Origin of the sequence: Xanthomonas sp. LMG 8993, assembly GCF_009835065.2 — a bacterium.
GTDB classification, from domain to species: domain Bacteria; phylum Pseudomonadota; class Gammaproteobacteria; order Xanthomonadales; family Xanthomonadaceae; genus Xanthomonas; species Xanthomonas arboricola.
Map to the genome: position 1 here is coordinate 266,154 of NZ_QVIF02000004.1, position 25,611 is coordinate 291,764.

Consider the following 25,611-nt stretch of genomic DNA (forward strand, 5'->3'; position numbering starts at 1 on the left):
CAAGCCCTGCCACCGCTAACACCGTCTATACGCAACAGCCCACACACTGCGGCCCACGTACTCAGAAAGGAAACGCCTCCAATGAGCAAGTTGACTGTGATCACCGAACGCGCCCTGGAGCGTGCCCTGGAACTGGCTGGCAATGCGGGCGACCATCTGCGTCACGCCGCCTCCAACGCTGGCGATCAGGCCCGTCATGCAGGCAGCAGCCTGCGTCATTTCGGTCCAGGCGCCAGCGAATGGTTGAAGACCGGTGCTGCCCTGGGTGCCGTGCGCACCGGCGGCAAGGTCGTCAGCAAAGTGGTCAAGCGCAACCCGGCCGTCACCGTGGCTGCTGCCGTCGCCGGCCTGGGCCTGATCGGTTATGCCGTGTATCGCAAGCGCCAGCGTGACCAGCAGGTGCTTGGCGGCAACGTCCACCGTCTGGACCGCGAACACGCCAGCAATGCCAGCGCACGTCGCGCCGCCTACCAGCGTCGCGGTGCAGTGACTCCGAGCGACGGCATCGAGTAAGCCGTCCTTCCAAGCATAAAAAAACGCCACGGCCCCGCGCCGTGGCGTTTTTGTTTGTGGACGACGATCGATGCCACCGTTAAATCGCCATGTCATCGACACCCACTCGCGTGGTCGAAGAATGCGGCACTACATGTGCGGGGCCGTAGCGATTAACGATCGCGTGTGATCGCGTTGCTTGCCCATAGTCGCGCTCGTCATTACCGCGCCTGTCCTGACCCGCGCCGTATTGCCGCATCGCAGGGTGGATCGGCACGCAGACACGCAACCGTTGCATCTGTGCTCGCGTTACCAATCCTGCTGCTCATGCCGCATGAGCGGTTCTGTAAGCAGCGCCGTCCAAGATGCATCGAGCTCAGCGCCGCGTGCGGTGCAGCGACCGCTGTACCGAATGCATCAGGCTCCGCGTCGCGTCCTGCCCGGGCGCGCGCCATGTGTTTGTTCGATGCGCCACTGACCCGGCGCCAGCGCATCCAGGGTCCAGTCGCCGATCGCCACGCGGATCAGACGCAAGGTCGGAAGGCCCACCGAGGCAGTCATGCGCCGCACCTGCCGATTACGGCCTTCGGTGATCTGCAGCTCCAGCCAGGCATCGGGCACGGTCTTGCGCACGCGCACTGGCGGATCGCGCGGCCACAGCTGCGGTGCCGGATCGAGCCTGCGCACTTCGGCCGGGCGGGTCGGGCCGTCGTTGAGCAGCACGCCATCGCGCAAGGCCTGCAGTTGCGCAGGTTCCGGGTCGCCTTCCACCTGCACCCAGTAAGTCTTGGGTTGCTTGTGGCGCGGGTCGGTCAAGCGATGCGCCAATGCGCCGTCGTCGGTCAGCAGCAACAGGCCTTCGCTGTCGTGATCCAGGCGACCGGCTGCATAGACGTCGGCCGGCAGACCGAATTCGGCCAGCGTGCGCTTGGGCGGCTGCGAGCGGTCGCTGAATTGCGACAGCACGCCATAGGGTTTGTTCAACAACACCAACATGCCAATCCTGTTGCGCAAGGTCGTTGCCGGCCACGCGCGTGGCGCGTGAGTCGTGCACCGGGTTGAAGAGGTCGCGCTACCAGCGGCAAGCGGTGCGCTGCTGCCCGCAACCGCGTTGCACGCTGACGCAGCCGGCATCGCTACGCGGGGCGGTTGTGCATCAGTGGCCTGCCGCATGCAAACCAGCGCAGCGTTGGTCCAACTGGCCGTCGTTGCGCTGCCCGCGCCGTCCTTACGGTCGTGCAGCCAATTGCACAGTCATCGCATGCCGCGCGTCAGGCCAGCATCGATGCACCGTAGCGGGCAGCGCCCAAGACCAGCATGCCGACGCGCAATGCGTCGGCATGCGGGCCGCGTCTCACTGCTTGACGAACTTCAAGGTCATGCGGTCGCTCTCACCGATCGCCTTGTACTTGGCGTCGTCGGCCTTGTCGTGGTTGTTGCTCGGCGGCAGGGTCCACACGCCACCGGCATAGTCCTTGGTGTCGCGCGGATTGGCGTTGACCTCGCTCTTGCCGGCGAGCTTGAATCCGGCTGCCTCGGCCATCGCGATCAACTGCGCCTGGCCGACATAGCCGCTCTTGTCGTCGGCCGGCACGTCGGCCTTGGCACGGTGCTCGACCACGCCGAGCACGCCGCCGGGCTTGAGCACCTTGTAGAAGCCGGCAAACATCGCCTCGGCATTGCCGGCCATGCGCCAGTTGTGCACGTTGCGGAAGGTCAGCACCAGATCGGCCGAGTTGTCCACGCCGAACGACGGCGTCTTGGGCACATAGGAAACGAACGACGGTTTGCCGTACACCTCCGGCTTTGCGGCAAACTTCTTCTCCAGCTCGTCGCGCCCACGTTGTGCCGAATCGCGGCCGCGCCCCTCCGGCACCGCCGCCGGGTCGACCACTGCGGCAACATACTTGCCCTTATCGCGCAGGTACGGCGCCAGGATTTCCGAGTACCAGCCGCCGCCCGGCGTGATTTCAATGACGGTCTGGGTCGGCTTGATGCCGAAGAACGCCAGCGTCTGGCCGGGATGACGATAGACGTCGCGCTGCACGTAGACGCGATCGCGCCAGTTGCCGTCGATGGCTTTTTGCAGCGCCGCATCGGGCGCCGGCAAGCTGGCGCTATCGGCCGGTTTGATTGCCATTGCCAGTGGCGCGCTCATCGCCACTGCCATCCCCACCACACATGCACACACCAGCTTGTTGCGGATCATCGCAGCGCCCTTTGCGGGAAAAAGTAGCGCGAGCCTAGCATGCGGCCCGAAGCCTGCCATGTGCACGGATCCGTACGCCGCATGACGCGCCGCACCAGGCGCGGCGGACGACATGTTCAGACGACGTGAGTCGATGAGGGCGATCTGCGGAACGCTGAATCCACGCAGGTGTCACACGCAACATCGGCACGCATGACTATCCTGTCGGCAGTTCGAATCAGGAGCAACCGTGATGACCCACTCTCGCGCGCTAGGCCGCTCCGGCCTGCAGGTTCAACCGATCGTGTTCGGTGGCAATGTGTTTGGCTGGAGCGCCGACGAGGCAACCTCGTTCGCGTTGCTCGATGCCTTCGTCGATGCCGGTTTCAATCTGATCGACACCGCCGATGCCTACTCCGGCTGGGTGCCGGGCAATCGCGGTGGCGAGTCGGAAACCATCATCGGGCGCTGGCTTGCACGCAGCGGCAAACGCGACAAGGTGCTGATCGCCACCAAGGTGGCCAAATGGAGCGAGCATCCAGGCCTGTCGCCGGAGAACATCGCCGCCGCGGTGGAAGATTCGCTCACCCGCCTGCAGACCGATGTGATCGATCTGTACCAGGCGCACGAAGACGACGAATCGATTCCGCTGGAAGCCACGCTGGCCGCGTTCGGCCGCTTGATCGAACAGGGCAAGGTGCGCGCGATCGGCGCATCCAACTACAGTGCCGCACGCCTGCGCGATGCCCTGGATATCTCCGAGCAGTACAAGCTGCCGCGTTACGAAAGCCTGCAACCGGAATACAACCTTTACGACCGCGCCGGCTATGAGGCCGAGCTGGAGCCGCTGGTGCGCGAACGCGAGCTCGGCGTGATCAGCTACTACTCGCTGGCCAGCGGTTTTCTGACCGGCAAGTACCGCAGCGCCGACGACGCCGGCAAGAGCAGTGCGCGCGGAGCCTCGGTGGTCAAGCAATACGTCAATCCGCGCGGCCTGCGCATCTTGCAGGCGCTGGACGATCTGGCGGCCACCCACCGCGCCACGCCGGCACAGATCGCACTGGCCTGGTTGATCGCACGCCCCGGCCTGACCGCACCGATCGTCAGCGCCACCAGCGTGACCCAGTTGCACGATGTACTGGCCGCCGCGCAGCTGTCGTTGAGCGCCGATCAGATTGCACAGCTCGATGCCGCAAGCGCCCCCGAGCCGGCCGACGCAGCCTGACGCATCGGCTTGCATCACGCACGCAGTCGACCACGCGCGTCTTTCCGCGCGCAGCCGCCATCGCGGCTGCGCTCCCCCGGTCGCGTACGCGCGGCCTTTTCCGCAAGGAATCCCCCATGACATCGATCACCAATCGCCGCATCGTGCTGGCCTCTCGCCCGCACGGCGAGCCGAGCGCCGACAACTTCCGCAGTGAAGACGTCGCCTTGCCGCCCACCGGGCACGACCAGATCCTGGTGCGCAACCGCTTCCTGTCGCTGGACCCGTACATGCGCGGACGCATGGACGAAGGCCCGTCCTACGCCGCACCGGTGGAGATCGACGCGGTGATGGAAGGTGGCACCGTCGGCGAAGTGCTCGAGTCGCACCATGCCGGCTATCAGCCAGGCGACCTGCTGGTACTGCCCGGCGGTTGGCAGAGCCATAGCTTGCTCACGCCCACCGCGCCGTTGCGCAAGCTGCCCAAGGACGATGCCCTACCGCTCAGCACCGCGCTCGGCGTGTACGGCATGCCCGGCTTCACCGCCTACGCCGGCCTGCACGAAATCGGCAAGCCGCAGGCCGGCGAAACCCTGGTGGTGGCAGCAGCCAGCGGGCCGGTCGGCGCCACCGTGGCCCAGCTGGCGCGTCTGCAGGGGTTGCGCGTGGTGGCCATTGCCGGTGGCGAGGAAAAGGTGCGGTATCTGCGCGAGGTGCTGCGCGTGGATGTGGCGCTGGACCATCGCGCCGACGACTTTGCCGAGCAGCTGCGCGCGGCCACTCCGGACGGGATCGACATCTATTTCGAGAACGTCGGCGGCAAGGTCTTCGACGCGGTATTGCCGCAATTGAACGACTTCGCGCGCATCCCGGTATGCGGCGTGATCGCCACCTACAACAGCCGCGGCCAGGCCTTGCCGGGGCCAGATCGCCTGCCGGAGTTCATGGGCCAGGTGCTGCGCAAGCGGCTGACCGTGCGCGGCTTCATCCAGCACGATTTCATCCGCCTGATGCCCGCCTTCCTGCGCGAGATGGGCCAGTGGCTGCGCGACGGCCAGATCCAGTACCGCGAACACGTCCTGCACGGGCTGGACAGCGCCCCGCAGGGCCTGATCAGCCTGCTGCGCGGCGAGAACTTCGGCAAGGCCGTCGTCGCACTGGACTAATGGCTCACAGCGCCCCCACGACATCAGCTTTTGCGATTCACGATTCCCCATTCCCGATTACCAAAGGAACACAATGACAGTCCCCGCATTCGGCCTCGGCACCTTCCGTCTCAAGGACCAGGTCGTCATCGACTCGGTGCGCAATGCACTGGAGTTGGGCTACCGCGCCGTCGATACCGCGCAGATCTATGACAACGAAGAACAGGTCGGCCAGGCCATCGCTGCATCCGGCCTGCCGCGCGATCAGCTGTATCTGACCACCAAGATCTGGGTCGACAAGTTCGACCGCAGCGCCTTGTTGCCCAGCCTGCAGGAAAGCCTGCGCAAACTGGGCACCGACCATGTCGACCTGACCCTGATCCACTGGCCTTCGCCCAAGGATCAGGTGCCGATGCGCGACTATCTGGAAGCCTTGAACGAGGCCCGGCAGCAGGGCCTGACCCGCGCGATCGGCGTCTCCAACTTCACCATCGCGCTGATCAAGCAGGCCATCGAGATCCTGGGCGCCGAGGCCATCGCCACCAATCAGATCGAAGTGCATCCGTACCTGCAGAACCGCAGCCTGATCGCGTTCCTGCGCGAGCAAGGCATCCATGTCACCTCGTACATGACGCTGGCGGTGGGCGAGGTGCTGAAGGACCCGGTGATCCAGGCGATCGCCGCACGCCATGACGCCACCCCGGCGCAGGTCACCCTGGCCTGGGCGCTGCAGCAGGGTTATTCGGTGATTCCGTCTTCGACCAAGCGCGACAATCTGGAGAGCAATCTCAAGGCGCAGACGCTGCGGCTGAGCGAGCAGGATATGGCCGAGATCGCCGCACTGGACCGCGGGCAGCGGCTGGCCAACCCGAAGGCCATCGCACCCGACTGGGATTGAGGTCCCGGCTGCCATGGGTCGGCGCTGTCCGGCCCGTGGCATCACCACCGTGACGACCGCTCGTCGTCGCGTGCTGGTTGCACGCGGCAGGCACTGCTACGGTGCCGGGCACAGGGGGTAGTCTCGGCAACGGAGTCCTACCCATGCACAGCGCATCCGTCTTGACCCGCCGCAGCGTCGATCTCGACACCGAGATCGCCTACTGGCGCGGTGTCCACGCCGAAGGCCATCTGGGTGGCTACGCCTTCGCCGATTACGCCCGGCTACTCACGCTCGGCTACGACATCTATCTGGCCTATCCGCGCGCGACCGAAGCGCAGCTGTATCGCGTGCTGCAGGACGGCTACTACCACTATCAACCGCTGCTGTCGGTGCCCTGGGACCAGGCGCGCTGGATCGTGCGGCATGCGTGGCGGCATCTGGAAGAGGCCGCCGTCCGGCATTGAAGCAAGCATGTTGACGTGAAGCGACCGTTCGGAAGCCGGCGCAGCGCTTGCGGCCGCGCAGCGCTGTCAGCTCACTGTCACAGTGCCATCGCCTGGCGGTCGATGCGGTGCTTGTCGGCCAGTGCCTGCATGCCCTGCAGGGTGGCGGCGATCAGGCTGGCATAGCGCAGCCGCCACAGCGTGGCGCGGTCGTTGTCGTCATGCGTATTGCCCAGGCCATCGAGCACCTGCGGCAGGCGGCGATCGGCCAGCGCGGAGGGGGCCAGATAGGGCTTCTCGGGTGCGATCACATCCACCGGCGCGCGCCAGTCGTTGGCAACCTGCTGGGAAATGCCCGCCAGGTGCGACAGCTGGTGCATGCCGATCAGCGTCTCGTGCAGCATCTCGCGGCACGCCCACTGCCACAGCGCCACCTTCTCCGATGGGTCCTTGGCAATCTCGGTGAGTGCCAGATCAACCTTTTCGATGCGTGAGTCGAGCATTGCTGAGCTCCGATGCTGCTGTGCAACATAATTCACACCATACACCGTGAGAATCAAGTGAGCCAAACGTTTGCAGGATGTCGGCGCAACGATGCTCGACCCGGTTCACGTTTTACGTGGCGAGGCCCAGACGCCGCTACGGCGCCCCGACGTCCTGCCACAGGTCGATGTCACGCTGGGGCGTGGCCGCCGGGAACAGGCGCTGGCCGACGGCTGCCGCGCGGTGAGGGTGGCGGTGCAGCGCAAGCGGACTTGCGCGCCTTGCGGCGGCCCAACGATTCGCTTCGGCCGGATGGCTACCGTGACCAGGTACGACACCGTGCGTGCAGGAATGCACGCATTACGTATCAGCCGACGGCATGCTGATGCTTGCGCCCCAACTACCGCTGGTTCAGAACCACGCATCGCACACTGGTCGATGCCACCCACGGCGATCGCACGGCGGCAGGCATGGCTGGGTCGGCTCGGTCGTCGCGGTATCAGGCGAGCAGCCATTGCCGCAGTGCATCCGACACCGCCTGCGGTTGTTCCAGCGGCGACAGATGGCCACACGCAGGCACCTGCACCAAGCGCGCCTGCACTGCGAGTGCGGCCATTTCCTCGTGCAATGCCGGCGGGGTGATCGCATCGTCCTGGCCGCACAGCACCAGCAGCGGGCCGGCATAAGCGCGCAGCAGCGCGCGGCCGTCTTCCCGCTCCAGCCGGTTCTGCCGCAGGAACACCTCCACGCCCAGGCGCTGGGTCATGCCACGCACCCGCTCCAGCAAGGCCTCGTCCTGCCAGCGCGAGGGATGCACGTAGTGCCGCAGCAGCCGTTCGCCGAATCCGTGGAAGGCACTGGCGCCACGCACACTCGCTTCCTGCGCGCGCCGTTGCGCCGCACGCTCGGGCGAATCGGCACGTGCAGAGGTATCCAGCAAGGCCAGCCGCTCCACACGCTCCGGCGCGATACGCAGGATTTCCTGCGCGACATAGCCACCCAAGGAAAACCCTGCCAGTGCAAACCGCGGAGGCATCTGCGCCAGCAGCTGTGTTGCCAGCGCGCGCATGCTCTCGCCCTGGGTGATGTCGCCGACCACGCAGTCGGCAAGCTCGGCCAGGGCCACGCGCTGTGCCTGCCACAACTGCGCATCGTTGAGCAGACCGGGGAGCAGCAACAAGGTGGGACGCGTTGCGCTCATGCGCAGCAAAGTCCGATCGGGATCGCAGAAGCAGGCACTGTCATCGCAACAGTGTGCCGCGCGGTGACGCCCATCGCCAGCGCGTGCGTGCGCACCCGGACGCGGGTGCATCGCCTCGTTGGCGTGTCTTGCGTCCATGCCAGGTCGCGCTGACACAGCGACGCCGGCTGCCTGTGTTCTTCAGGGCAGCGCTGCTGCTGCAACAAAAACGGCCCGACGCAGGCGCCGGGCCGTTTCTGACTCCACCACGTGTTACGCGTGGTGCTGGCGTGGATCAGGCCAGGGTCAGGGTGACGTCGATGTTGCCGCGGGTCGCGTTGGAGTACGGGCAGACCTGGTGGGCCTTGTCGACCAGCGCCTGCAGTTCGGCCTGGTCCATGCCCGGCACTGCGATGCGCAGCTCCACGGCAATGCCGAAGCCGCCCGGAATCTGGCCGATGCCGACGCTGCTGTCGATGCTCACTTCGCCCGGCAGCTTGAGCTTGTCCTGCGCCGCGACAGCCTTCATCGCGCCGATGAAGCAGGCGGCGTAGCCCGCAGCGAACAGCTGCTCCGGGTTGGTGCCGTCGCCGCCTGCGCCGCCCAGCTCGCGCGGGGTGGACAGCTTGGCGTCCAGCGCCTTGTCGGAAGAAACGGCGCGGCCTTCGCGGCCGCCGGTGGCAGTGGCATGGGCGGTGTAGAGGACTTTTTCAGGTGAGGCCATGGTGGTTCTCCAGAATGAGCGCTGTCAGCGCGTGATGTAGCTGAGTAGTTGACGATTAAATCGTGTACGACATGTTGCAAAAACGTGCGGACCTTGCGGGGCCGGCTTACCCGGTGCCGAGGTTTGAGCGCAGCGTTTCCAGTTGCTGCTTGAGTTGACGCAATTCGTCCAACGAACACGCTGAGGCGCACAACACCTGCTCCGGCACCGCCCCGGCCTTGGCGCGCAGTGCGCGGCCGGTATCGGTCAGCGCAATGATCACCTGGCGCTCGTCGCTGGCAGCACGCGTGCGGGTGACCAGTCCAGCAGCCTGCAGACGCTTGAGCAGCGGGGTCAGCGTGGCCGAGTCCAGGTACAGGCGCTCGCCGATCTCCGACACGCTGCGGCCGTCGGTTTCCCACAGCACCAGCAGCACCAGATATTGCGGATAGGTCAGGTCCAGGGTCTTCAGCAGCCCGCGGTAGAGCTTGTGCATCGCCAGGTTGGCCGAATACAGCGCAAAGCACAGCTGGTTGTCGAGCTGCAGCAGCGCGTTGGTCCGGGCGTCAGTGGCTGTGGCGGTGTCCATGGCTACAATTTACATAGCGCACGATTTAATTGCAAGCGATTTTTTATCTGTCGCTTTTGCGGGGCTGGTGGCCGCACCACGGCCGCGCGCGACTGCACGGCGCGAGGACTCAGGTGAACTGGATGAAGAAATGTCCCGCCGCAACGCCGTCGCCCAGCTTCCTGGCGCGCTGGTCTGCAAACAGATAACCGGTGCCGTCACCGAACAGGCCGGCGTAGCCGGGATCGACCCGGCCCAATTCCGCCTCTACAAACTGGGCAAGAAAGTAGTAGCGCGGGCTCGTATAGATCGGGTCCTGCAACCAGCATGGTCGGCCGAGTTGTTTGCTCATTCCTGCGCCGCTGTCTTCATCTTCCAGCTCTTCGGCCATGTCGTGGTCGCCAAATGGCTGCAGCCCGATGAAATGACGCCCGAGCAACCGCGCACTGTCACCGACGCACACCTCCTGCGCGGCACGTCGATGCAGCAGCACCTTGCTGTGGCCCTGCGCGAGCTTGTCGGACTCACCTTGCTGGTTGACGGCGAGCCTACGCAGCGACGACCGGCCATCCGCGCCGCCGGGCCGCTCGATCGAGGCGAAGACCGTCAGCACCCTATCGTCGGGCAGATAGGCCGTAGGTAGAAACAAGCCGGTGAGCATGACGATGGGCAGCATCGGTCGGCCGGTCGATGGATCCATTGGCCAGAGCGCTGCATCGTGCAACCAGGCACCGCCGCCAAACTGGCCCAGGCCGCCGTCCTGATCGGTCACAACGATCTTGTGCAGTCCGGGGCCGGGCCGCGTCTGCATGTCTAGGCCCGATGCGCGGTCGCCAGATACTCGGCGCTCTGCATCTCGATCAGGCGCGAGGCGGTGCGCTCGAAGGCGCCGGCCAGGCGCTGGCCGCTGTACAACGCGGGCGGGGCGTCCTGCGCGGTGCAGACCAGGTTGACGTGGCGGTCGTACAGCTCGTCGATCAGATTGACGAAGCGACGCGCGGCGTCCTCGTTCATGCGATCGAAGTGCGGGATGCCGCCCAGCAACACGGTGGTGAATTCGCGCGCGATCTCGATGTAATCGCCCGGGCCACGCGGGCCTTCGCACAGCGCGGCAAAATCGAACCAGGCGATGCTCTTGCCGCGCGCGCGCACGGCGATCTTGCGCGCCTCGATTTCGATGTTGCCACTGCGCGGCTCGGAATTTCCGCTCAGCTCGCCCCAGCGCTGCGTCAGCCACGCATCGGCCTGCGCATCCAGGGGCGCGCGATACACCGGTGAGCGCGTCAGCGCGCGCATGCGGTAATCCTCGGTGCCTTCTGCATAGAGTTCCACGCAGAATTTCTGCAGCAGACCGATCGCCGGCATGAAACTGTCGCGCTGCAGGCCGTTGGCGTAGAGGTTTTCCGGTGCGGTGTTGGAGGTGGTCACCAGGGTCACGCCTTCGGCGAACAGGCGTTCCAGCAGGCGCGCCAGCAACATCGCATCGCCGATGTCGGTGACGAAGAATTCGTCCAGCACCAGCACGCGCAAATTCTCGCGCCACTGCTGCGCGATCTTGGCCAGCGGATCGCTTTGCCCGGCGTGCTCGCGCAGTTGCTCGTGCACCCCGCGCATGAAGCGATGGAAGTGCGTGCGGTACTTCTGCTTGATCGGCAACCCGTCGTAGAACAGGTCGACCAGGAAGGTCTTGCCGCGCCCCACCCCGCCCCAGAAATACAGGCCGCGCACCGGCTCGGGCTTTTTCCAGAACGCCGACAGCCGATCCAGCCAGCCGTCCTGCGCGCTGTCCACCAATGCCTCGTGGATACGGTCCAGCTCGGCCAGCGCCGCCTGCTGCGCGGGGTCGGCGCGCCAGTCGCCGCGTTGTACGCCGGCGGCGTAGCGCTGCGACGGGGTCATCTCACTCATCGTGTTCTCCGCGGGCCGGCTGCTGCCTTGCCCGCTCAACGGCGCATCGCCGGGCGATACGCATGGGCCCTGCCGCGGTCAGACGGCGGCCGGCAACCAGCGCCGGACACCATGCTGGATCGCACCGCGCAGGTCGATCAATTTGCGGTGGAAGAAGTGGCTGGTGTCGGGCATGCGTACCAGCTCGGGCTGCTGCTCCAGAGTCTCCAGCCAGTCATACACCGCCTGCGGGTCGACGATTTCGTCGGCATCGCCCTGCACCACCAGCCACTGCGCCGGCGGCTGCATGTCGCTGAAATCCCAGCGCCCGGCCGGCGGCGCGATCGAGATCAGCACCTGCGGTTCAAGCGAGCCGGCGGCGCGCAGCGATACATACGCCCCGAAGCTGAAACCGGCCAGCCACAGCGTGTCGCCCGGGCGCTGGCTGCGCACCCATGCGGCGACCGCACGCAGATCGTCCTGCTCGCCATCGCCATGATCGAACGCACCGGCCGAGTTACCGACACTGCGGAAATTGAAGCGCACCACGGTGATCCCCAACTCGCGCAGCGCGCGCGCAGCCATGGTGACGACCTTGTTGTGCATGCTGCCGCCCTCGGTGGAGAGCGGGTGGCAGACGATGGCGGTGACCGGTTGCACGGCAACGTCCGGCTCGGGCAGATCGACCGCGACATCGAGCGGGCCGACCGGCCCATCCAATGTCAGCGCAGCCGATTCGATGGGGAATAAGGGATTGGACATACCGTCATAATAGCCGCCCCGCCGGCCGCGTTCATCGCCCTGCCTGCACACTTCGTTGCGTTGCCCATGCATTTTCTGCTGTTTGCCGTCGTTTGCAGTGTCCTGGTGTCGGTGCTTCTCAAGCTGCTGCCGCGCTATCGCCTGGATGCTGCGCAGGCGATCACCTGGAACTACGCCACCGCTGCGCTGCTGGCGTGGCTGACCCTGCATCCGTCACTGGACACGCTGCGCGCGCCGACCACGCCCTGGCTGGCACTGTTTGCATTGGCGGTGGCGCTGCCCTCGATCTTCATGCTGCTAGCACGCGCGGTCGCCACCGCCGGCATCGTCCGTACCGACATTGCCCAACGCCTGTCGCTTCTGCTCTCGCTGGCGGCGGCGTTCACGCTCTTTGGTGAACCGGTCAATGCCTGGAAGCTGGCGGGACTGGGCCTGGGTCTGCTGGCCATCGTCTGCATCCTGCAACGGCCACGGCAGGCCGCCGGTGCGGATTCGGCCCCGACCTCGATCGGCTGGCCGTGGCTGGCAGGCGTGTGGATGGGCTTTGCCCTGATCGATCTGTTGCTCAAGCACATCGCACAGGCCGGTACGCCGTCGCTGACGTCATTGACGCTGTGCTTTGCGCTGGCAGGTGTGCTGATGCTTGGCCTGCAAGTCGTTCGCCGGGGTGGTGTCGCGCGCCTGAGCTTTCGCAACCTGCTCGCCGGCGTGCTCCTGGGCGCGCTCAATTTCGGCAACATCCTGTGCTACGTGCGCGCCCATCAGCTGCTGCCACACAGCCCGGCCACCGTCTTCGCCAGCATGAACCTGGGCGTGGTCATCCTGGGAGCGCTCGTCGGCAAGCTGGGGTTCGGCGAACGCATCGGCCGACGCGGCTGGGTGGGGCTGTTGATGGCGGCGCCGGCAATCGCAGCGATCGCCTGGGGCATGCGGCTGGGCTGATGGCGGCATTCGGCCGGCGCGACGCCGGTTCGCCACTCGCCTCGAAGGGGCAGCGCTGGAGATCATGCGTGCAGTGACCCAAGGGGGGACTGTGATGCGCATGGGTCAGTTGTTTGGCAGCCGTCATCGCGTCGCAGTGTGCTCACTTCGGCGCCTAGATCCGTCGCCGCCCTCCTCACGTCGCCGGCCTGGACGACGGCTCTCGTTGCCAGTCTGCCGAAAAAACAAGAGCACATCGCAAGGCAAGCGACAACGGCTACCGCGGAAGATCCGGACAGCGCCGTTGCCTGTGCGCGCTGTCCGGAGGCCGCAGGTGAGGCATGCGATACACCGCCACGTGGCGGCACATCCGCACGCCGCACTGCAGATGCAAGCCTGCGGCAGATTGCATCCGGAACCAGGCGCGAACGGATGTCGACAGCGCGATCCAGGCCGCCATCAGCGCTGCCAGTGCGGAAACGGATCGTCCAGCAGTTGCCATTGCGCCGGGCCCTGGCGCAGTTCGTGATCGCTGAGCAGGCAGGCATCCAGCGCAGCGCGCGTGCGCGGCGCGTCCATGTCCACGCCGATCACCGCCAGCTCCTGGCGACGGTCGCCCCACAGTGGGTGCCACAGCCGCTGCATCGCGGCGTATTCGCTGGCATCGCCAACCTCGTGCGGTTGCGGCAGCGGCGCGGTCCAGCATTGCGTCTGCTGACGCTGCCAGCCGATATCGGTATACGGCAATGGCGTGATGCTGGTCTGCAGCGGCTCGCCGATGGCATGCGCATCCACGCGATGGCGTGCGGCAAACCAGAAGCCCGCTGCATTGGTCTGGGTCGCGCCACCCACGCTGGACAATTCGCCGACCCAATCCATGCGGCTGGCCAGCCAGAAAAATCCCTTGCTACGTATCACCTGCGGCAGCCCGCCTTGCACCATGCGCGCAAAACGCTGCGGGTGAAACGGCCGGCGGGCGCGATAGACGAAGCTGCTGATGCCGTATTCCTCGGTCTCCGGCGTGTGCTGGCCGCGCAGTTCCTGCATCCAGCCCGGCGCCAGCTGCGCACGGGTGAAATCGAAGCGGCCGGTGTCTAGCAACTGGCGTAGCGGCACCTCGCCATGCACCGCGTCCACGATCGCCGCCTCGCGATTGAGCGCACGCAACACCGCACGCAGGCGTTGCAGCTGCTGTGCATCGATCTGATCGCACTTGCTGATCACCAACACGTTGGCAAATTCCACCTGTTCGCCCAGCAACTGCACCAGCCCGCGGCTATCGTCCGGGCCGGCTTGCTGGCCGAGTTCGGCCAGCGTGGCGGCCGAGCCGAAGTCCTGCAGGAAGCGGCTGCCGTCCACCACCGTCACCATGGTGTCGAGCCGGGCGATGTCGGCCAGGCTGAAGCCGTCGGCATCACGCACCGCGAAGGTGGCCGCCACCGGCATCGGCTCGGCGATGCCGGTCGATTCGATCAACAGATAGTCGTAGCGCTTCTGTTCGGCCAGCTTGCGTACCTCCTGCAGCAGATCGTCGCGCAACGTGCAGCAGATGCAGCCGTTGCTGAATTCCACCAATGTCTCTTCGGTGCGTCGCAAGGCCGCGCCGCCCTCGCGCAGCAGCTGCGCGTCGATGTTGACCTCGCTCATGTCGTTGACGATCACCGCCACGCGCAGGCCGTCGCGGTTATGCAGGATGCGGTTGAGCAGGGTGGTCTTGCCGGCGCCGAGAAAGCCGGACAACACGGTGACGGGGAGGCGTGAATCGCGCTTGGGGGACAGGGGCATCCTGAGAGCCTGGCTGGAGTGAAGTGTTACTATATAACATTCGTTCGACAGGACACCCCCCGATGCGCGTTACCGCTTCCGTGCTGGACAACTCGGCCATCGCCTTATCCAGCCTGTGCCTGCTGCACTGTCTGGCGCTGCCATTGCTGGCCGCTGCACTGCCGCTGCTGGGTGCCTGGAGCCGGGCCGAATGGGTGCATGTGGTGTTCGCCACGGCCGCCGTGCCGCTGAGCGGCTACGCGCTGTGGAGCAGTCATCGCCGGCATGCACTGCCCGCGCCGGTGTGGGCGCTGGCGGTCTTCGGCCTAGCCGGCCTGGTGCTGGGCGCCAGCGGGGTTGCCGGCGGCAGTTGGGAAACCCCGATCACGGTGACCGGTAGCCTGCTGCTGGCCAGCACGCACCTGCTCAACCTGCGGCTGCGCCGCCGCGCCGGGACGTGCGCCAGCTAGCGCGCTATAGCGAAAAACCCAGCAGCACCGGGTCGTGGTCGGAACTGCGCCACGGGCCGGGCAGATTGCGCTTGGCATAGCCGGCATCGTCCATGACATCGGCGTTGATATGCCATTCCACCGCGCCGCGCAGTTGCTTGGCCATCGCCGGGCTGAGCAGGGCGTGGTCGAGCCGCCCGCTCATGCCATCGTAGACGTAGCTGTAGGGCTGCTTCACGCCGGCCACCGCAAAGGCGTCCTGCCAGCCGCTGGCGCGCAGGCTGCGCATCGGCGTTTCCATCGCGTAGGCGTTGAAATCGCCCAGCAACACAGCCAGCTTGGTCTGCGCGCCGGTGGGGTCGGTCTGCAGCCACTGGTGCAGGCGCTTGGCCGATTCGGTGCGGGTGGCGTTCCAGCAGGCCTGGCCGTCGCGCTGGTCGGCATCGGCGCCGCTGGCGCTGCCGCAGCCCTTGGACTTGAAGTGATTGGCGACCACCACGAAGGTTGCCCCGCGGGTGCTGCGAAACGCCTGCGCCAGCGGCACCCGGCTGTGGCTGTCGAACGGCCCGCCGGTCAACGTGGCCGGCTTGCCAACCGGCGTGACCTGCGAACTGCGGTACACGATGCCGACCCGGATCGCGTCATCGCCCGGGCCGCTGCCGGTGTCGACGAACTGCCAGTCCTTGTCCTTGTCAGCCGCGTTGAGCGCGGCGACCAGTTGCGCCACCGCCGCATCGGCGTCATTGCCATCGTTTTCCAGCTCCATCAACGCAGCCACATCGGCGTGCAACGGCACGATGGTGGACACCAGCTTGGTCAGTTGCGCCTGGAACTGCTCGTGCGTGCGCGCACCGCGCTTGGTCGGAAAGCCGCCGCCGCGGCCATTGCCGTTGAAGAAGTTCTCCAGATTGAACGAGGCGATACGCAGGTCGCCGCCCACCTGTGGCGCCACCGCGGTCGGCATGGCCGGCAGCGTCAACGGACTCAGTACCTGGATGCGGTAGTTGCCGTCGTAGCGCTGGTCGACGATGCCGTCGACCGACTTGAGCAGGCTGCCGCTGCGCAGCACCGGATCGGCCGGCAGATAGGCCACCGTCTTGGGGCTGCGGCCGTTGCGCGCGTCGTCCAGCAACACCTGGCGACGGGCGTTGTCGGCCTGCACCTGCGCGAAGGCCGGAGTGCCGGCGGCGGCCACTTCGCTGGGCTGCCACAAGCGCCCGCCGAACGCGGCGACCAGCTCGCCATAGGTGTCCAGACGATCGCTGCCGTTGAGCGTCAGCGCAGCGATGCGCACGTGCTCGCCTTCCAGCGCTTCCCAGTTGGCCGGCGGCCCGCTGAGCATGCGCACCGGCACCGGCTGGCCGCTGGCCAGTCGCTCGATGCTGCTGGCATCCACCGTGGTCAGGCTCGCCTCGCCGCCTGCCGACACCTCGCGCACGGTGCCGACGATGCGCACGCGGTCGCCCACCGCCACCTCGGCATTGCCGGCACCGGTGACGAACAGACCGTGCGAGCGCCGCGGCTCGAAGCCGGGCTGCTGCACGAACAGCCCGGCCAGACCGGTACGCGTATCGGCGGTGACAATGCCCTCCACGTCGACCACACGGCCGTCGTAGGGGCTACGGGTGTCTTCGCCTTGCACGTCGGCGATCGACAGACGTTGCGGCGCGCCCTCGGCGGCACTGCCCAGCAGTGGCGCCAACAGACCGATCACACCGAGCACAACCAGCGAGCAACGCGACATCGACACACTCCAGAAAGACGTAGACCACATGCAAGCGCCGCCCCGAAGGCGGCGCGCGAGAACCGCGACAGGCTAGCAAAACGTTGCGAGTGGCGACCAGCTGCTGCGTGGGTAGCGTGGCCGATCTACAGATGCCGGTAACTGCAGGCATTCCCCGAAGCACTTGCGCCGGCCCGGGCGTCCAAGGCTGACGTTGTCGTGCAAGCACGTCGTGCAGCGAGTGCAAACGCTCGCGCAATGGGTGCTGGCCTACAAAAGCTAAAGCGTGCTCCAGCGCGTGCAAGCCTGGCGATTGACCGGTCGACGCACCCGCGCACGGCGCGCGCTGCCACCTGGCTGCACACCGACCGCTCGTGTCAGCCGCCTGCTGCGCTGCAGGCGCTTACTTCAGATTGCTCAGCATCCAGTCGACCGTGGCCCGCACCTGTTCTTCGGTCAACGCCGGGTTGCCGCCCTTGGGCGGCATGATGCCGCCATCCGGGCCGGTGTAGCCCTCGATCGCATGCTTGTACAAGGTGTCCTTGCCCTGGGCGATGCGCGCGTCCCAATGCGCGTGGTCCAGCGTCGGCGCCTTGCCCACGCCGGTGGTGTGGCAGGCGGTGCACAGGTTGTCGAAGATGGTCTTGCCGTCGGTGCTGCCGCCGTAGGCGGACTGCGAGGCGGCCTTGGCCAGCGCTGCCGCCTGGGCTGCGGCCTGTGCGGACGCGCCGGTGGTGCCGGCATAGACCGCGCCGGCCGGGGCGATGCGTTGCTGCACGCGCTTGGCCGCGGTGGGGGAGACTTCGTCGGGAATGGCGCGTTGCAAATAGGCTGCCAGGGCAATCAGGCCCAGGGTGATCACCACCAGTAGTCCGATCACCATCGAGAATTTCTTCAGGAACTCGAGGTCGTAATTCCGCACGCGCTCACCCCTGGCTGTTGGTCGAAGACCTCTGCTAGCGCCGGAGTATAGAGCACAGTTCGCGCCCGTCTGGCCAGTGTGCATGACCGTGATTGCAGCGGTGTGCGCTGCGCCCTGGCGCGCTATGGGTCTTGCAGGCACGCCGGTCCGCGCAGCCCGATGAATTGCCGCAATGCCGCATGAGACGTTGGTCGCGCTTGAGGGAATTGCGTATCATTCCCATCAATCCACGGTGATGCGGTCCTCGCCTCGCCCGGTCCCGCTGACGAGGAGTCGCCGCGATGAAGTCCTTCCTGCTGTCCTGCCTGGCCTTGGCCAGCATCAGTCTGTCTGCCCAGGCCCACGAGATCTGGATCGAGCGCGACGGCAGCGGTCCGGTGCGCATCTACTTCGGCGAGCCGGCGCAGGAGGCCCTGGATCACGGCGAAGACGAGATCAAGCGCGTGGTCAAGCCGACCGTGTTCGGCAGCGCCGGCAAGGCTGGCGCCCTGCAGCGCGGCAGCGAATTCCTCACCGCGCCGTTGTCCGGCACCGGCGATGCCTGGCTGAGCGATGACAGTGTGTTCGAGCCGTGGAAGGGCGAGGCCGGCGGCTTCGAGACGGTGAGCTACTACGCGCGCGCCGGGCGCGCCACGCCCTCGGCCAAGCTCGATTTCGAACTGGTGCCCACCGCCGCCAACAGCAACACGCTGACCGTGCTCTATCGCAACAAGCCGCTGCCCAAGGTCGAGGTGACGGTGATCGACCCGCAGAAATGGCAGAAGACGCTGACCTCCGACGCCAAGGGCCAGGTGACCCTGCCCACGCTGCGCGCCGGCCGGCACATCCTGGTCGCCACCAACAAGGAGCCGGTGAAGCGTGAGATCGCCGGCAAGCAGGTGTCGATGATCCATCACATCAGCACGTTGACCTTCCTGGCCGAGTAAGTCGGCCACACGCCTGGCTGATCCGATGTCCACCGCACCGTCCCTGCCGCTTCCCTGGTTCAGGCGTCCCTGGCTGGGCGTGCTTGGCCGCACGCTGGCGGCGATGTTTGGCGGCTATGCACTCGCCAGCGCCACCAATCTGCTGCTGGCGCTGGTCCTGCCGATGCCACGCAGTGAGGCGGTGTTGACCAGCATGCTGGTCGGCATCGTGGTGTGCGCCTGCGCGCCGCTATGGGCCTTCGCCACCGCCAGCGTGTGGCGCGCCTGGGCCGGCATCGCGGTGCCGGCGGCGCTGATGTTCGCACTGGCCGCATGGCTGCAACGGGGCGTGGCATGAAGCAGGGATTCCGCCAGTCGATGGCGTGGCTGCATACCTGGACCGGTCTGCTGGTCGGCTGGGTGCTGCTGTTGATCTTCATGGGCGGCACGGCGAGTTATTACCGCGACGAAATCAGCCGCTGGATGCGCCCGGAATTGCCCACCACCACGGTGAGCAACGCAACCGCGCTGCGCAGTGCCGAGCAGTATCTGCAGACGCATGCAGCCGATGCGCAGAGCTGGAACATCACCTTGCCGGACACGCGCAATCCGGTAGTCAGCATGTACTGGCAAAACCCTGCGCCAGCCGATGGCAAACCGGCCAGCCGCCGGCAGATGTACGGCACCGCCATCATCGACCCGGCCACCGGCAGGGAAATCGCCGCACGCGACACCCTGGGCGGCGAATTCTTCTACCGGCTGCATTTCGATCTGCATTATCTACCGGTGATGTGGTCGCGCTATATCGTCGGTTTCTGCGCGATGTTCATGCTGGTGGCGATCATCAGCGGCGTGATCACGCACAAGAAGATCTTCAAGGATTTCTTCACCTTTCGCCCGGGCAAGGGCCTGCGCTCGTGGCTGGACTTCCATAACGTCAGCGCGGTGACCGCGTTGCCGTACCACGCGATGATCACCTACACCGGCATCGTGACCTTGATGTTCATGTACCTGCCGTGGGGCATCAAGGCGCAGTACCCCGACAACGAAATGCGTTTCTACGAAGAGTCAGCCAACCGGGTGGCCGATACGCGAAGCGCCTCCGGCACGCCGGCGCGCATGCTGCCGCTGGAACAATTCGTGGCGCGTGCGCGCAGCGACTGGCGTGGCGGCGAGGTGGGCAACGTGGCGGTGTCGCTTCCCAACGACGCGCATGCGGCGGTCGGCGTCACCCAGCGCGCTGGCAACCTCTCCACCGATGCGCCGTCCATCCTGTTCGATGCAATCACTGGACAGCGCCTGCAGCGCAGCGGGCCGCCGGGCGGTGCCAGCCAGACGCGTGGGGTGATGGTAGGCCTGCATATCGCCCACTTCGCCGGGCCGTGGATGCGCGCGCTGTTCTTCGGCTCCGGCTTGCTCGGTTGCCTGATGGTGGCCAGCGGCGTGGTGATGTGGGCAGTGAAGGAACGCCCCAAACACCTGAAGGCCGGGCGCATCGGCTTCGGGCTGCGGTTGGTGGATGCGCTCAACATCGGCACGGTCGCCGGCCTGCCGATCGCCTTTGCCAGTTTCTTCTGGGCCAACCGCTTGTTGCCGGTGGGCCTGGAGGGGCGCGCGGCGATGGAGGCCAATCTGTTCTTCGTCGCATGGGCCACCGCATTGCTGGCCGCGTTCGTGTGGCCACGGCGCGCGATGTGGAGCTGGCAGCTGTATCTGGGTGCGGCCTTGTTCGCGTTGGTGCCGGTGGTCAATGCGATCACCACCGATGTGCATCTGGGCGTGACGTTGCCGGCCGGGCAATGGACGCTGGCCGGGGTCGATCTGGTCTGCCTGTTCCTTGGCGTGTCCCTGGGGATCGCGGGATGGCGCCTGCAACACTGGAGGGCGCCGCAACCGGCATCGGCACGACGTGCGCGCGCCACTGCCGCCGCGTCTGCGCAGGGCAGCGTGCCGATGCAGGAAAGCGCATGAGCGTGTGGCTGTTGCTGGCGCTGAATTTTTCCGGATTCGCCGCGCTGTGCCTGGCGATGGACAAGCATCAGCAGGAAGTGCGTGGCCGCACGCTTGGCGCCGCGCGTTCGCGGCAACTGCGCGTGCTGGGTTGGCTGCTGTTGCTGCTCACCTTCGGCCTGGCGGTACACGCGCAAGGCTGGGGCATCGGCCCGGTGTTGTGGCTGGGCACATTGACCGGCGCTGCCGCGCTGCTGTCGCTGTGGCTGCTGCCGTATCGGCGTGGGTTGATTCTGCCTACGGCTGTGGCCGCGCCGGTGCTGGCGGGTGCGCTGCAGCTGTTGCTGGGTTGAAGGACCTCGCTACGCCTCGATCGGCGGATCGCCCCAGCTACGCCCATCGCGCGGCAGGCGGCCATCGTCGAGCACGCGCAACACGTCTTTGGGCTGCAGCATGTCCAGAAACAGCACCACGTTGATGCCCTCCGGCAACGCCATGCTGGGAAAGATTACGCCCGGTATCTCCGCCTCGCGCAGCATGTCGCCGAGCACCCAGCTCACCGGTTCGATCTTGTTGACCAAGGCCTTGCGCCAGTCCTCGGTCCAATCGGCCCAGAGCGGATCCCAGCCTGCATCGAGCAGGCGCAGATCGGCCAACGCCGGCAGCTCGGCGGCGTAACTGACCAGGGTCAATGGCGGCAGGAACAGCGCGGCCTGCGCGTATTCGGCGGCAGCGGTTTCCAGTTGCAGCGATAGATACAGCGCAGGCTGCCCGAAACGATTGAAGCGCCCGCCCGAGCGTGCCGCACCGGCGCCGCTCAGCGGTTCGGCGGCCCAGCGCGGAGTGAAGGCGCGATACAGCGTGCAGTGCGCCGGGGCGCTCAGCTTCAACCGGCGGCCCCCGAGGCGACGGTGCGCAGATAGGTCAGCGCATCGTCGGTACGGCCCTGTTTGACCACTTCCAGCAAGGTGGCGAATTCGAACGCGGGGATCGGGGTGTTCTTGAGGTGGAACACCACCTGGCGTTCGTCCGGCTGGAGCTGCGTCATCGCCACCAGCAGGCGCGACAGGTTGCGTAGCAGGTCCTGCACGCGCGGGCTTTCCGGATGCACGCGCAGGCTGTTGCGATGCACACCCGCCAGCTCGGCCAGCTCCTGCTGCGACAGATCCAGCAGGCCGGCCATGGCCGAGGGCGACAGGATGGTGCTATCCGGTACGCGCAGGCGTTCGGTCAGGGCCGGGGGATTGAGAACGGCGACCATCGCACGACTCCAGCAGGACGAGTGCACAGTATATGCACAGTCAGCAGCACCCATACAGCCCAGCCGGACGCTCAGTCAGTGCACTGTCAGCCCGTCGGCTGGTGCGCTCCCACCGCGCGCAGGCAGAACCCGCAGATCGCCTCGACCAGTTGCTCGCCCTGCTGCGGGTCGCCGCGACTGGGGGCGATTGGTCCCACCAGCGCTTCGGTGAAGGCGCCGACGATGCAGGCCGCCGCCGCGTCCAGCGACTGCGACGGAAACTCGCCAGCCGCCACGCCTTCGGCAAGCAACTGACGAAACACCTCTCCAAACAGGCGCCGGCCACGGATGCGCTCGGCGTCCACCTCGCTTTCCACCGGCTCGGCGATGAAGGCGTACGCCAACGCCGGGCCGGCCAACGCGCGCCGCACAAAGGTGGCGATCGCATTGCGCAGGCGCTCGGCAGCGCTGGCCCGGGTGGTGGTGATGGCGCGCAGGATGGTCATCTCGCGCTGCACTGCCGCGTTGAGAACTTCCACGAAAAGCTCGGCCTTGGACGGGAAGTGGCGATAAATCTGCCCGGTGGACACGCCGGCGGCAGCGGCGACGGCGGTCACCGGCGCATTGCGGTAGCCGCCTTCGGCGATCAGGGCGCGGGCCGCGTGCAGGATGCGTTCGCGATTGCCGGCCAGGCGTTCTTCCATCAGGGCGGAGCGTCGATAAGCCATGGTGTGATTCTGGGTTCAATAGTTGAATTTTAGTTCACTTTTTCATTGCGGACCGCTAGGCTGCGCACAAACGCCGTGCGGCCTGCCCGCTCCCACCCGGCACATCCCGATCCCTGCGGAGTCGCTCCATGCACGTGCCGTCCCTGAATTTTGCGCTTGGCGAAGACATCGATCTGCTGCGCGAAAGCGTGGCAGCCTTCGCCAGTCACCATATTGCCCCGCTCGCCGCCGCGGCCGACCAGAACAATGTCTTCCCTGCCCAGCTGTGGCGCCTGCTCGGTGAGCAAGGCCTGCTCGGGCTGACCGTGGAAGAAGAATACGGCGGCAGCGGCATGGGCTACCTGGCGCATGTGGTGGCGATGGAAGAGATCTCGCGGGCCGGCGGGGCCATCGGCCTGTCGTACGGCGCGCATTCCAACCTGTGCCTCAACCAGCTGCGCAAGAACGCCACGCCGGAACAGAAGCAGCGTTACCTGCCCAGGCTGTGCACCGGCGAGCATGTCGGCGCGCTGGCGATGAGCGAGGCCGGCTCCGGCTCGGATGTGGTGTCGATGAAGCTGCGCGCCGATGCGCGCGGCGACCGCTATGTGCTCAACGGCAGCAAGATGTGGATCACCAACGGCCCGGACGCCGATGTGCTGGTGGTGTACGCCAAGACCGACCCGGATGCCGGCGCACGCGGCATCACCGCCTTCATCGTCGAAAAGGGCATGCCGGGATTCTCCACCGCGCAGAAGCTCGACAAGCTGGGCATGCGCGGCTCCAACACCTGCGAGCTGGTGTTCACCGATTGCGAAGTGCCGGCCGAGAACGTGCTGGGCACGCTCAACGGCGGCGTGCGCGTGCTGATGTCCGGGCTGGATTTCGAACGTGTGGTGCTGGCCGGCGGCCCGTTGGGCTTGATGGCCGCGGCGATGGACGTGGTGCTGCCGTACGTGCACGAGCGCAAGCAGTTCGGCGCGCCGATCGGCACCTTCCAGTTGATGCAGGCCAAGCTGGCCGACATGTACGTCGGGCTCAACGCCTGCCGCGCATACGTCTATGCGGTGGCGCGCGCCTGCGATGCCGGCCTGACCACGCGCCAGGATGCGGCCGGCGCGATTCTCTACGCGGCCGAAAAAGCCACCTGGCTCACCGGCCAGGCGATCCAGGTGCTGGGCGGCAACGGCTACATCAACGACTACCCCACCGGGCGCCTGTGGCGCGATGCCAAGCTGTACGAAATCGGCGCGGGCACCTCGGAGATCCGACGCATGTTGATCGGCCGCGAGCTGTTCGAACGCACCGCCTGACGGAGCCACCATGAGCGTGATCACCAGCCAGCTGCAGGTCAGCGGCGAGAGCTTCCAACAAAACGCTGCTGCGATGCGCACCGTGGTGGAGGATCTGCGCCGCACGCTGGCGCAGACCGCGCTGGGCGGCAGTGAGGCTGCGCGTGCCAAGCACAGCGCACGCGGCAAGTTGCTGGTACGCGAGCGTATCGATGCCTTGCTGGATCCGGGCAGCGCCTTGCTGGAGATCGCGCCATTGGCCGCGCACGGCATGTACGACGATCAGGTGCCGTGCGCCGGTGTGGTGGCCGGCATCGGGCGCGTGTCCGGGGTGGAGTGCGTGATCGTGGCCAACGATGCCACCGTCAAGGGCGGCACCTATTACCCGATGACGGTAAAGAAGCATCTGCGCGCGCAGGAAATCGCGCAGCAGAACCGCTTGCCATGTGTCTACCTGGTCGATTCCGGCGGCGCGTTCCTGCCGCTGCAGGATGAAGTGTTTCCCGACCGCGATCACTTCGGGCGTATCTTCTACAACCAGGCCAACCTGTCGGCCAACGGCATCCCGCAGATCGCCTGCGTGATGGGCTCGTGCACCGCCGGCGGCGCCTACGTGCCGGCGATGAGCGATGAAACGGTGATCGTGCGCGAGCAGGGCACGATCTTTCTCGGCGGTCCACCCCTGGTCAAGGCGGCCACCGGCGAAGAAGTCAGTGCCGAAGAACTCGGCGGTGCGGATGTGCACACGCGCATCTCCGGCGTGGCCGACCACTTTGCCGACAACGACCTGCAGGCCCTGGCGCGCGTGCGCGCCATCATCGCGCAGCTCAACTGGCGCAAGCCGGCTGCATCGCTGGCACTGCAGGCACCGCTGCCGCCGCGCTACGCCGCCGACGAGCTGTATGGCGTGATTCCTGCCGACACGCGCAAGCCCTTCGATGTGCGCGAGGTGATCGCCCGCATCGTCGACGACTCGCAGCTGGACGAATTCAAGCCGCGCTACGGCAGCACTTTGGTCACCGGCTTCGCGCATCTGCATGGCTATCCGGTGGGCATCATCGCCAACAACGGCATCCTGTTCTCCGAGTCAGCGCTCAAGGGCGCGCACTTCATCGAGCTGTGCACGCAACGCGGCATTCCGCTGGTGTTCCTGCAGAACATCACCGGCTTCATGGTCGGGCGCAAATACGAACATGGCGGCATCGCCAAGGACGGGGCCAAGCTGGTGATGGCGGTGGCCTGCGCCAAGGTGCCCAAGTTCACCGTGGTGATCGGCGGCTCATTCGGTGCCGGCAATTACGGCATGTGCGGTCGCGCCTACTCGCCGAACTTCCTGTGGATGTGGCCGAATGCGCGCATCGGCGTGATGGGCGGCGAGCAGGCGGCCAGCGTCTTGGCCACGGTGCGCCGCGACGGTATCGAAGCTAAAGGTGGCGCCTGGTCGGGCGAAGAGGAAGCTGCATTCAAGGCGCCGATCCGTGCGCAGTTCGAGCAGCAGGGGCATCCGTATTACGCCAGCGCACGCCTGTGGGACGACGGCATCATCGACCCGGCCGATACCCGTCGCGTGCTGGGGCTGGGACTGTCGGCCGCATTGAATGCACCGATCGAGACGACACGCTTTGGCGTGTTCCGGATGTGAGGTGATGATGTCCGTCTGCAGGTGCTGCTCTTGGCTGTCTTGCGGTGTACACACACCTGCACGCAAGGCGTTGCGTGTCGCCTGGAGCAGTGCATGAGGCCGGGCGCGTTGCCTGCGTCGAGCAGCGCACCGCGCGGGGGCGCAGCGGCGTCAGCTGCCAT

The 25,611-nt window shown here is 66.4% G+C and carries 28 protein-coding genes; 13 read left to right on the forward strand and 15 right to left on the reverse strand.

All coding sequences use genetic code 11. The features are described 5' to 3' along the window. Positions 1–81: 81 nt before the first annotated feature. Entirely contained in the window at positions 82–513 is a 432-nt protein-coding gene (locus DYQ94_RS10170) for a hypothetical protein (protein ID WP_016903604.1), read from the forward strand. Between the two features lie 396 nt (positions 514–909). On the opposite strand, the gene DYQ94_RS10175 is transcribed toward DYQ94_RS10170, so the two are convergent. Together DYQ94_RS10175 and DYQ94_RS10180 are read right to left on the reverse strand one after the other, a co-directional pair. Further along, the gene (locus tag DYQ94_RS10175; RefSeq protein WP_104626053.1) at positions 910–1,488 is read right to left on the reverse strand and encodes a pseudouridine synthase; all 579 of its coding nucleotides are present in this window, start codon (positions 1,486–1,488) and stop codon (positions 910–912) included. Between the two features lie 358 nt (positions 1,489–1,846). Continuing rightward, a complete protein-coding gene (locus tag DYQ94_RS10180) occupies positions 1,847–2,701 on the reverse strand; it encodes a class I SAM-dependent methyltransferase (RefSeq protein WP_024938993.1) in 855 nt (284 codons plus the stop codon). 232 nt (positions 2,702–2,933) lie between these two features. Between DYQ94_RS10180 and DYQ94_RS10185 the strand changes: the two genes are divergently transcribed. From DYQ94_RS10185 to DYQ94_RS10200, 4 genes are all read left to right on the forward strand, one after another. Then, positions 2,934–3,905 carry an aldo/keto reductase gene (locus DYQ94_RS10185; RefSeq protein WP_024938994.1) on the forward strand — a complete coding sequence of 324 codons (972 nt, stop codon included), beginning with the start codon at positions 2,934–2,936 and terminating at the stop codon, positions 3,903–3,905. A 116-nt stretch (positions 3,906–4,021) separates the two neighbouring features. Then, positions 4,022–5,050: an NADPH-dependent curcumin/dihydrocurcumin reductase gene (gene curA / locus DYQ94_RS10190; RefSeq protein ID WP_104553333.1), complete on the forward strand. Its 1,029-nt coding sequence runs from the start codon at positions 4,022–4,024 to the stop codon at positions 5,048–5,050. Positions 5,051–5,123: 73 nt separating this feature from the next. Then, positions 5,124–5,927: a 2,5-didehydrogluconate reductase DkgB gene (gene dkgB, locus DYQ94_RS10195; protein ID WP_024938996.1), complete on the forward strand. Its 804-nt coding sequence runs from the start codon at positions 5,124–5,126 to the stop codon at positions 5,925–5,927. A 143-nt stretch (positions 5,928–6,070) separates the two neighbouring features. Further along, a complete protein-coding gene (locus tag DYQ94_RS10200; RefSeq protein ID WP_024938997.1) occupies positions 6,071–6,373 on the forward strand; it encodes a hypothetical protein in 303 nt (100 codons plus the stop codon). Positions 6,374–6,450: 77 nt separating this feature from the next. Here DYQ94_RS10200 and DYQ94_RS10205 read toward each other — a convergent pair whose 3' ends face one another. The 7 genes from DYQ94_RS10205 to DYQ94_RS10235 all read right to left on the reverse strand — a co-directional run bounded on the left by DYQ94_RS10205 (position 6,451) and on the right by DYQ94_RS10235 (position 11,935). Further along, positions 6,451–6,855: a hypothetical protein gene (locus DYQ94_RS10205; protein ID WP_039528967.1), complete on the reverse strand. Its 405-nt coding sequence runs from the start codon at positions 6,853–6,855 to the stop codon at positions 6,451–6,453. Between the two features lie 479 nt (positions 6,856–7,334). After that, entirely contained in the window at positions 7,335–8,036 is a 702-nt protein-coding gene (locus DYQ94_RS10210; protein WP_024938998.1) for an alpha/beta fold hydrolase, read from the reverse strand. A 274-nt stretch (positions 8,037–8,310) separates the two neighbouring features. Next, a complete protein-coding gene (locus DYQ94_RS10215) occupies positions 8,311–8,739 on the reverse strand; it encodes an organic hydroperoxide resistance protein (RefSeq protein WP_039515670.1) in 429 nt (142 codons plus the stop codon). A gap of 106 nt (positions 8,740–8,845) precedes the next feature. Next, positions 8,846–9,307 carry a MarR family winged helix-turn-helix transcriptional regulator gene (locus DYQ94_RS10220; RefSeq protein WP_047127839.1) on the reverse strand — a complete coding sequence of 154 codons (462 nt, stop codon included), beginning with the start codon at positions 9,305–9,307 and terminating at the stop codon, positions 8,846–8,848. A 109-nt stretch (positions 9,308–9,416) separates the two neighbouring features. Further along, positions 9,417–10,097 carry a hypothetical protein gene (locus tag DYQ94_RS10225; RefSeq protein ID WP_237474919.1) on the reverse strand — a complete coding sequence of 227 codons (681 nt, stop codon included), beginning with the start codon at positions 10,095–10,097 and terminating at the stop codon, positions 9,417–9,419. Between the two features lie 2 nt (positions 10,098–10,099). Continuing rightward, on the reverse strand, positions 10,100–11,194 hold the full coding sequence (gene zapE, locus DYQ94_RS10230; protein ID WP_026064606.1) for a cell division protein ZapE: 1,095 nt from the start codon (positions 11,192–11,194) through the stop codon (positions 10,100–10,102). A 78-nt stretch (positions 11,195–11,272) separates the two neighbouring features. After that, on the reverse strand, positions 11,273–11,935 hold the full coding sequence (locus DYQ94_RS10235) for an alpha/beta hydrolase (protein WP_126965444.1): 663 nt from the start codon (positions 11,933–11,935) through the stop codon (positions 11,273–11,275). Positions 11,936–12,001: 66 nt separating this feature from the next. On the opposite strand from DYQ94_RS10235, the gene DYQ94_RS10240 reads away from it, so the two are divergent. Next, positions 12,002–12,877 (forward strand): EamA family transporter, encoded by an 876-nt coding sequence (locus DYQ94_RS10240; RefSeq protein WP_160954782.1) that lies wholly within the window; start codon positions 12,002–12,004, stop codon positions 12,875–12,877. Positions 12,878–13,315: 438 nt separating this feature from the next. Here DYQ94_RS10240 and DYQ94_RS10245 read toward each other — a convergent pair whose 3' ends face one another. After that, positions 13,316–14,641 (reverse strand): GTP-binding protein, encoded by a 1,326-nt coding sequence (locus DYQ94_RS10245; protein ID WP_126965446.1) that lies wholly within the window; start codon positions 14,639–14,641, stop codon positions 13,316–13,318. A gap of 62 nt (positions 14,642–14,703) precedes the next feature. Here DYQ94_RS10245 and DYQ94_RS10250 point away from each other — a divergent pair, with 62 nt between their 5' ends. Next, positions 14,704–15,090: a MerC domain-containing protein gene (locus tag DYQ94_RS10250; RefSeq protein WP_054592074.1), complete on the forward strand. Its 387-nt coding sequence runs from the start codon at positions 14,704–14,706 to the stop codon at positions 15,088–15,090. A 4-nt stretch (positions 15,091–15,094) separates the two neighbouring features. On the opposite strand, the gene DYQ94_RS10255 is transcribed toward DYQ94_RS10250, so the two are convergent. After that, complete coding sequence (locus tag DYQ94_RS10255) at positions 15,095–16,813, reverse strand: ExeM/NucH family extracellular endonuclease (protein ID WP_126965447.1); 1,719 nt, start codon at positions 16,811–16,813, stop codon at positions 15,095–15,097. A 382-nt stretch (positions 16,814–17,195) separates the two neighbouring features. Beyond that, positions 17,196–17,714 carry a c-type cytochrome gene (locus tag DYQ94_RS10260; protein ID WP_016902056.1) on the reverse strand — a complete coding sequence of 173 codons (519 nt, stop codon included), beginning with the start codon at positions 17,712–17,714 and terminating at the stop codon, positions 17,196–17,198. Positions 17,715–17,995: 281 nt separating this feature from the next. On the opposite strand from DYQ94_RS10260, the gene DYQ94_RS10265 reads away from it, so the two are divergent. Genes DYQ94_RS10265 through DYQ94_RS10280 form a run of 4 tightly spaced genes read left to right on the forward strand, consistent with a single transcriptional unit; the run spans position 17,996 to position 20,922 of the window. Further along, positions 17,996–18,640 (forward strand): DUF4198 domain-containing protein, encoded by a 645-nt coding sequence (locus DYQ94_RS10265; RefSeq protein WP_104543290.1) that lies wholly within the window; start codon positions 17,996–17,998, stop codon positions 18,638–18,640. A gap of 25 nt (positions 18,641–18,665) precedes the next feature. Next, positions 18,666–18,977 (forward strand): DUF3649 domain-containing protein, encoded by a 312-nt coding sequence (locus DYQ94_RS10270; protein WP_024939006.1) that lies wholly within the window; start codon positions 18,666–18,668, stop codon positions 18,975–18,977. Further along, positions 18,974–20,590, forward strand: coding sequence for a PepSY-associated TM helix domain-containing protein (locus DYQ94_RS10275; RefSeq protein ID WP_160954784.1), 1,617 nt, complete (start codon positions 18,974–18,976; stop codon positions 20,588–20,590). Before DYQ94_RS10270 ends, DYQ94_RS10275 begins: the two co-directional genes overlap by 4 nt. Then, complete coding sequence (locus DYQ94_RS10280) at positions 20,587–20,922, forward strand: DUF3325 domain-containing protein (protein ID WP_016902052.1); 336 nt, start codon at positions 20,587–20,589, stop codon at positions 20,920–20,922. The genes DYQ94_RS10275 and DYQ94_RS10280 overlap by 4 nt, the downstream gene beginning before the upstream one ends. A gap of 9 nt (positions 20,923–20,931) precedes the next feature. Here the strand turns inward: DYQ94_RS10280 and DYQ94_RS10285 are convergent, their stop codons facing one another. From DYQ94_RS10285 to DYQ94_RS10295, 3 genes are all read right to left on the reverse strand, one after another. Next, a complete protein-coding gene (locus DYQ94_RS10285) occupies positions 20,932–21,459 on the reverse strand; it encodes an RES family NAD+ phosphorylase (protein ID WP_160954785.1) in 528 nt (175 codons plus the stop codon). Further along, positions 21,456–21,830 (reverse strand): DNA-binding protein, encoded by a 375-nt coding sequence (locus DYQ94_RS10290; RefSeq protein WP_160954786.1) that lies wholly within the window; start codon positions 21,828–21,830, stop codon positions 21,456–21,458. Before DYQ94_RS10290 ends, DYQ94_RS10285 begins: the two co-directional genes overlap by 4 nt. Before the next feature lie 86 nt (positions 21,831–21,916). Further along, positions 21,917–22,537, reverse strand: coding sequence for a TetR/AcrR family transcriptional regulator (locus DYQ94_RS10295; protein WP_126965451.1), 621 nt, complete (start codon positions 22,535–22,537; stop codon positions 21,917–21,919). Positions 22,538–22,665: 128 nt separating this feature from the next. Here DYQ94_RS10295 and DYQ94_RS10300 point away from each other — a divergent pair, with 128 nt between their 5' ends. Further along, positions 22,666–23,829 carry an isovaleryl-CoA dehydrogenase gene (locus tag DYQ94_RS10300; protein WP_126965452.1) on the forward strand — a complete coding sequence of 388 codons (1,164 nt, stop codon included), beginning with the start codon at positions 22,666–22,668 and terminating at the stop codon, positions 23,827–23,829. Positions 23,830–23,839: 10 nt separating this feature from the next. After that, positions 23,840–25,450 carry a carboxyl transferase domain-containing protein gene (locus tag DYQ94_RS10305; protein WP_126965453.1) on the forward strand — a complete coding sequence of 537 codons (1,611 nt, stop codon included), beginning with the start codon at positions 23,840–23,842 and terminating at the stop codon, positions 25,448–25,450. Positions 25,451–25,611: the final 161 nt, after the last annotated feature.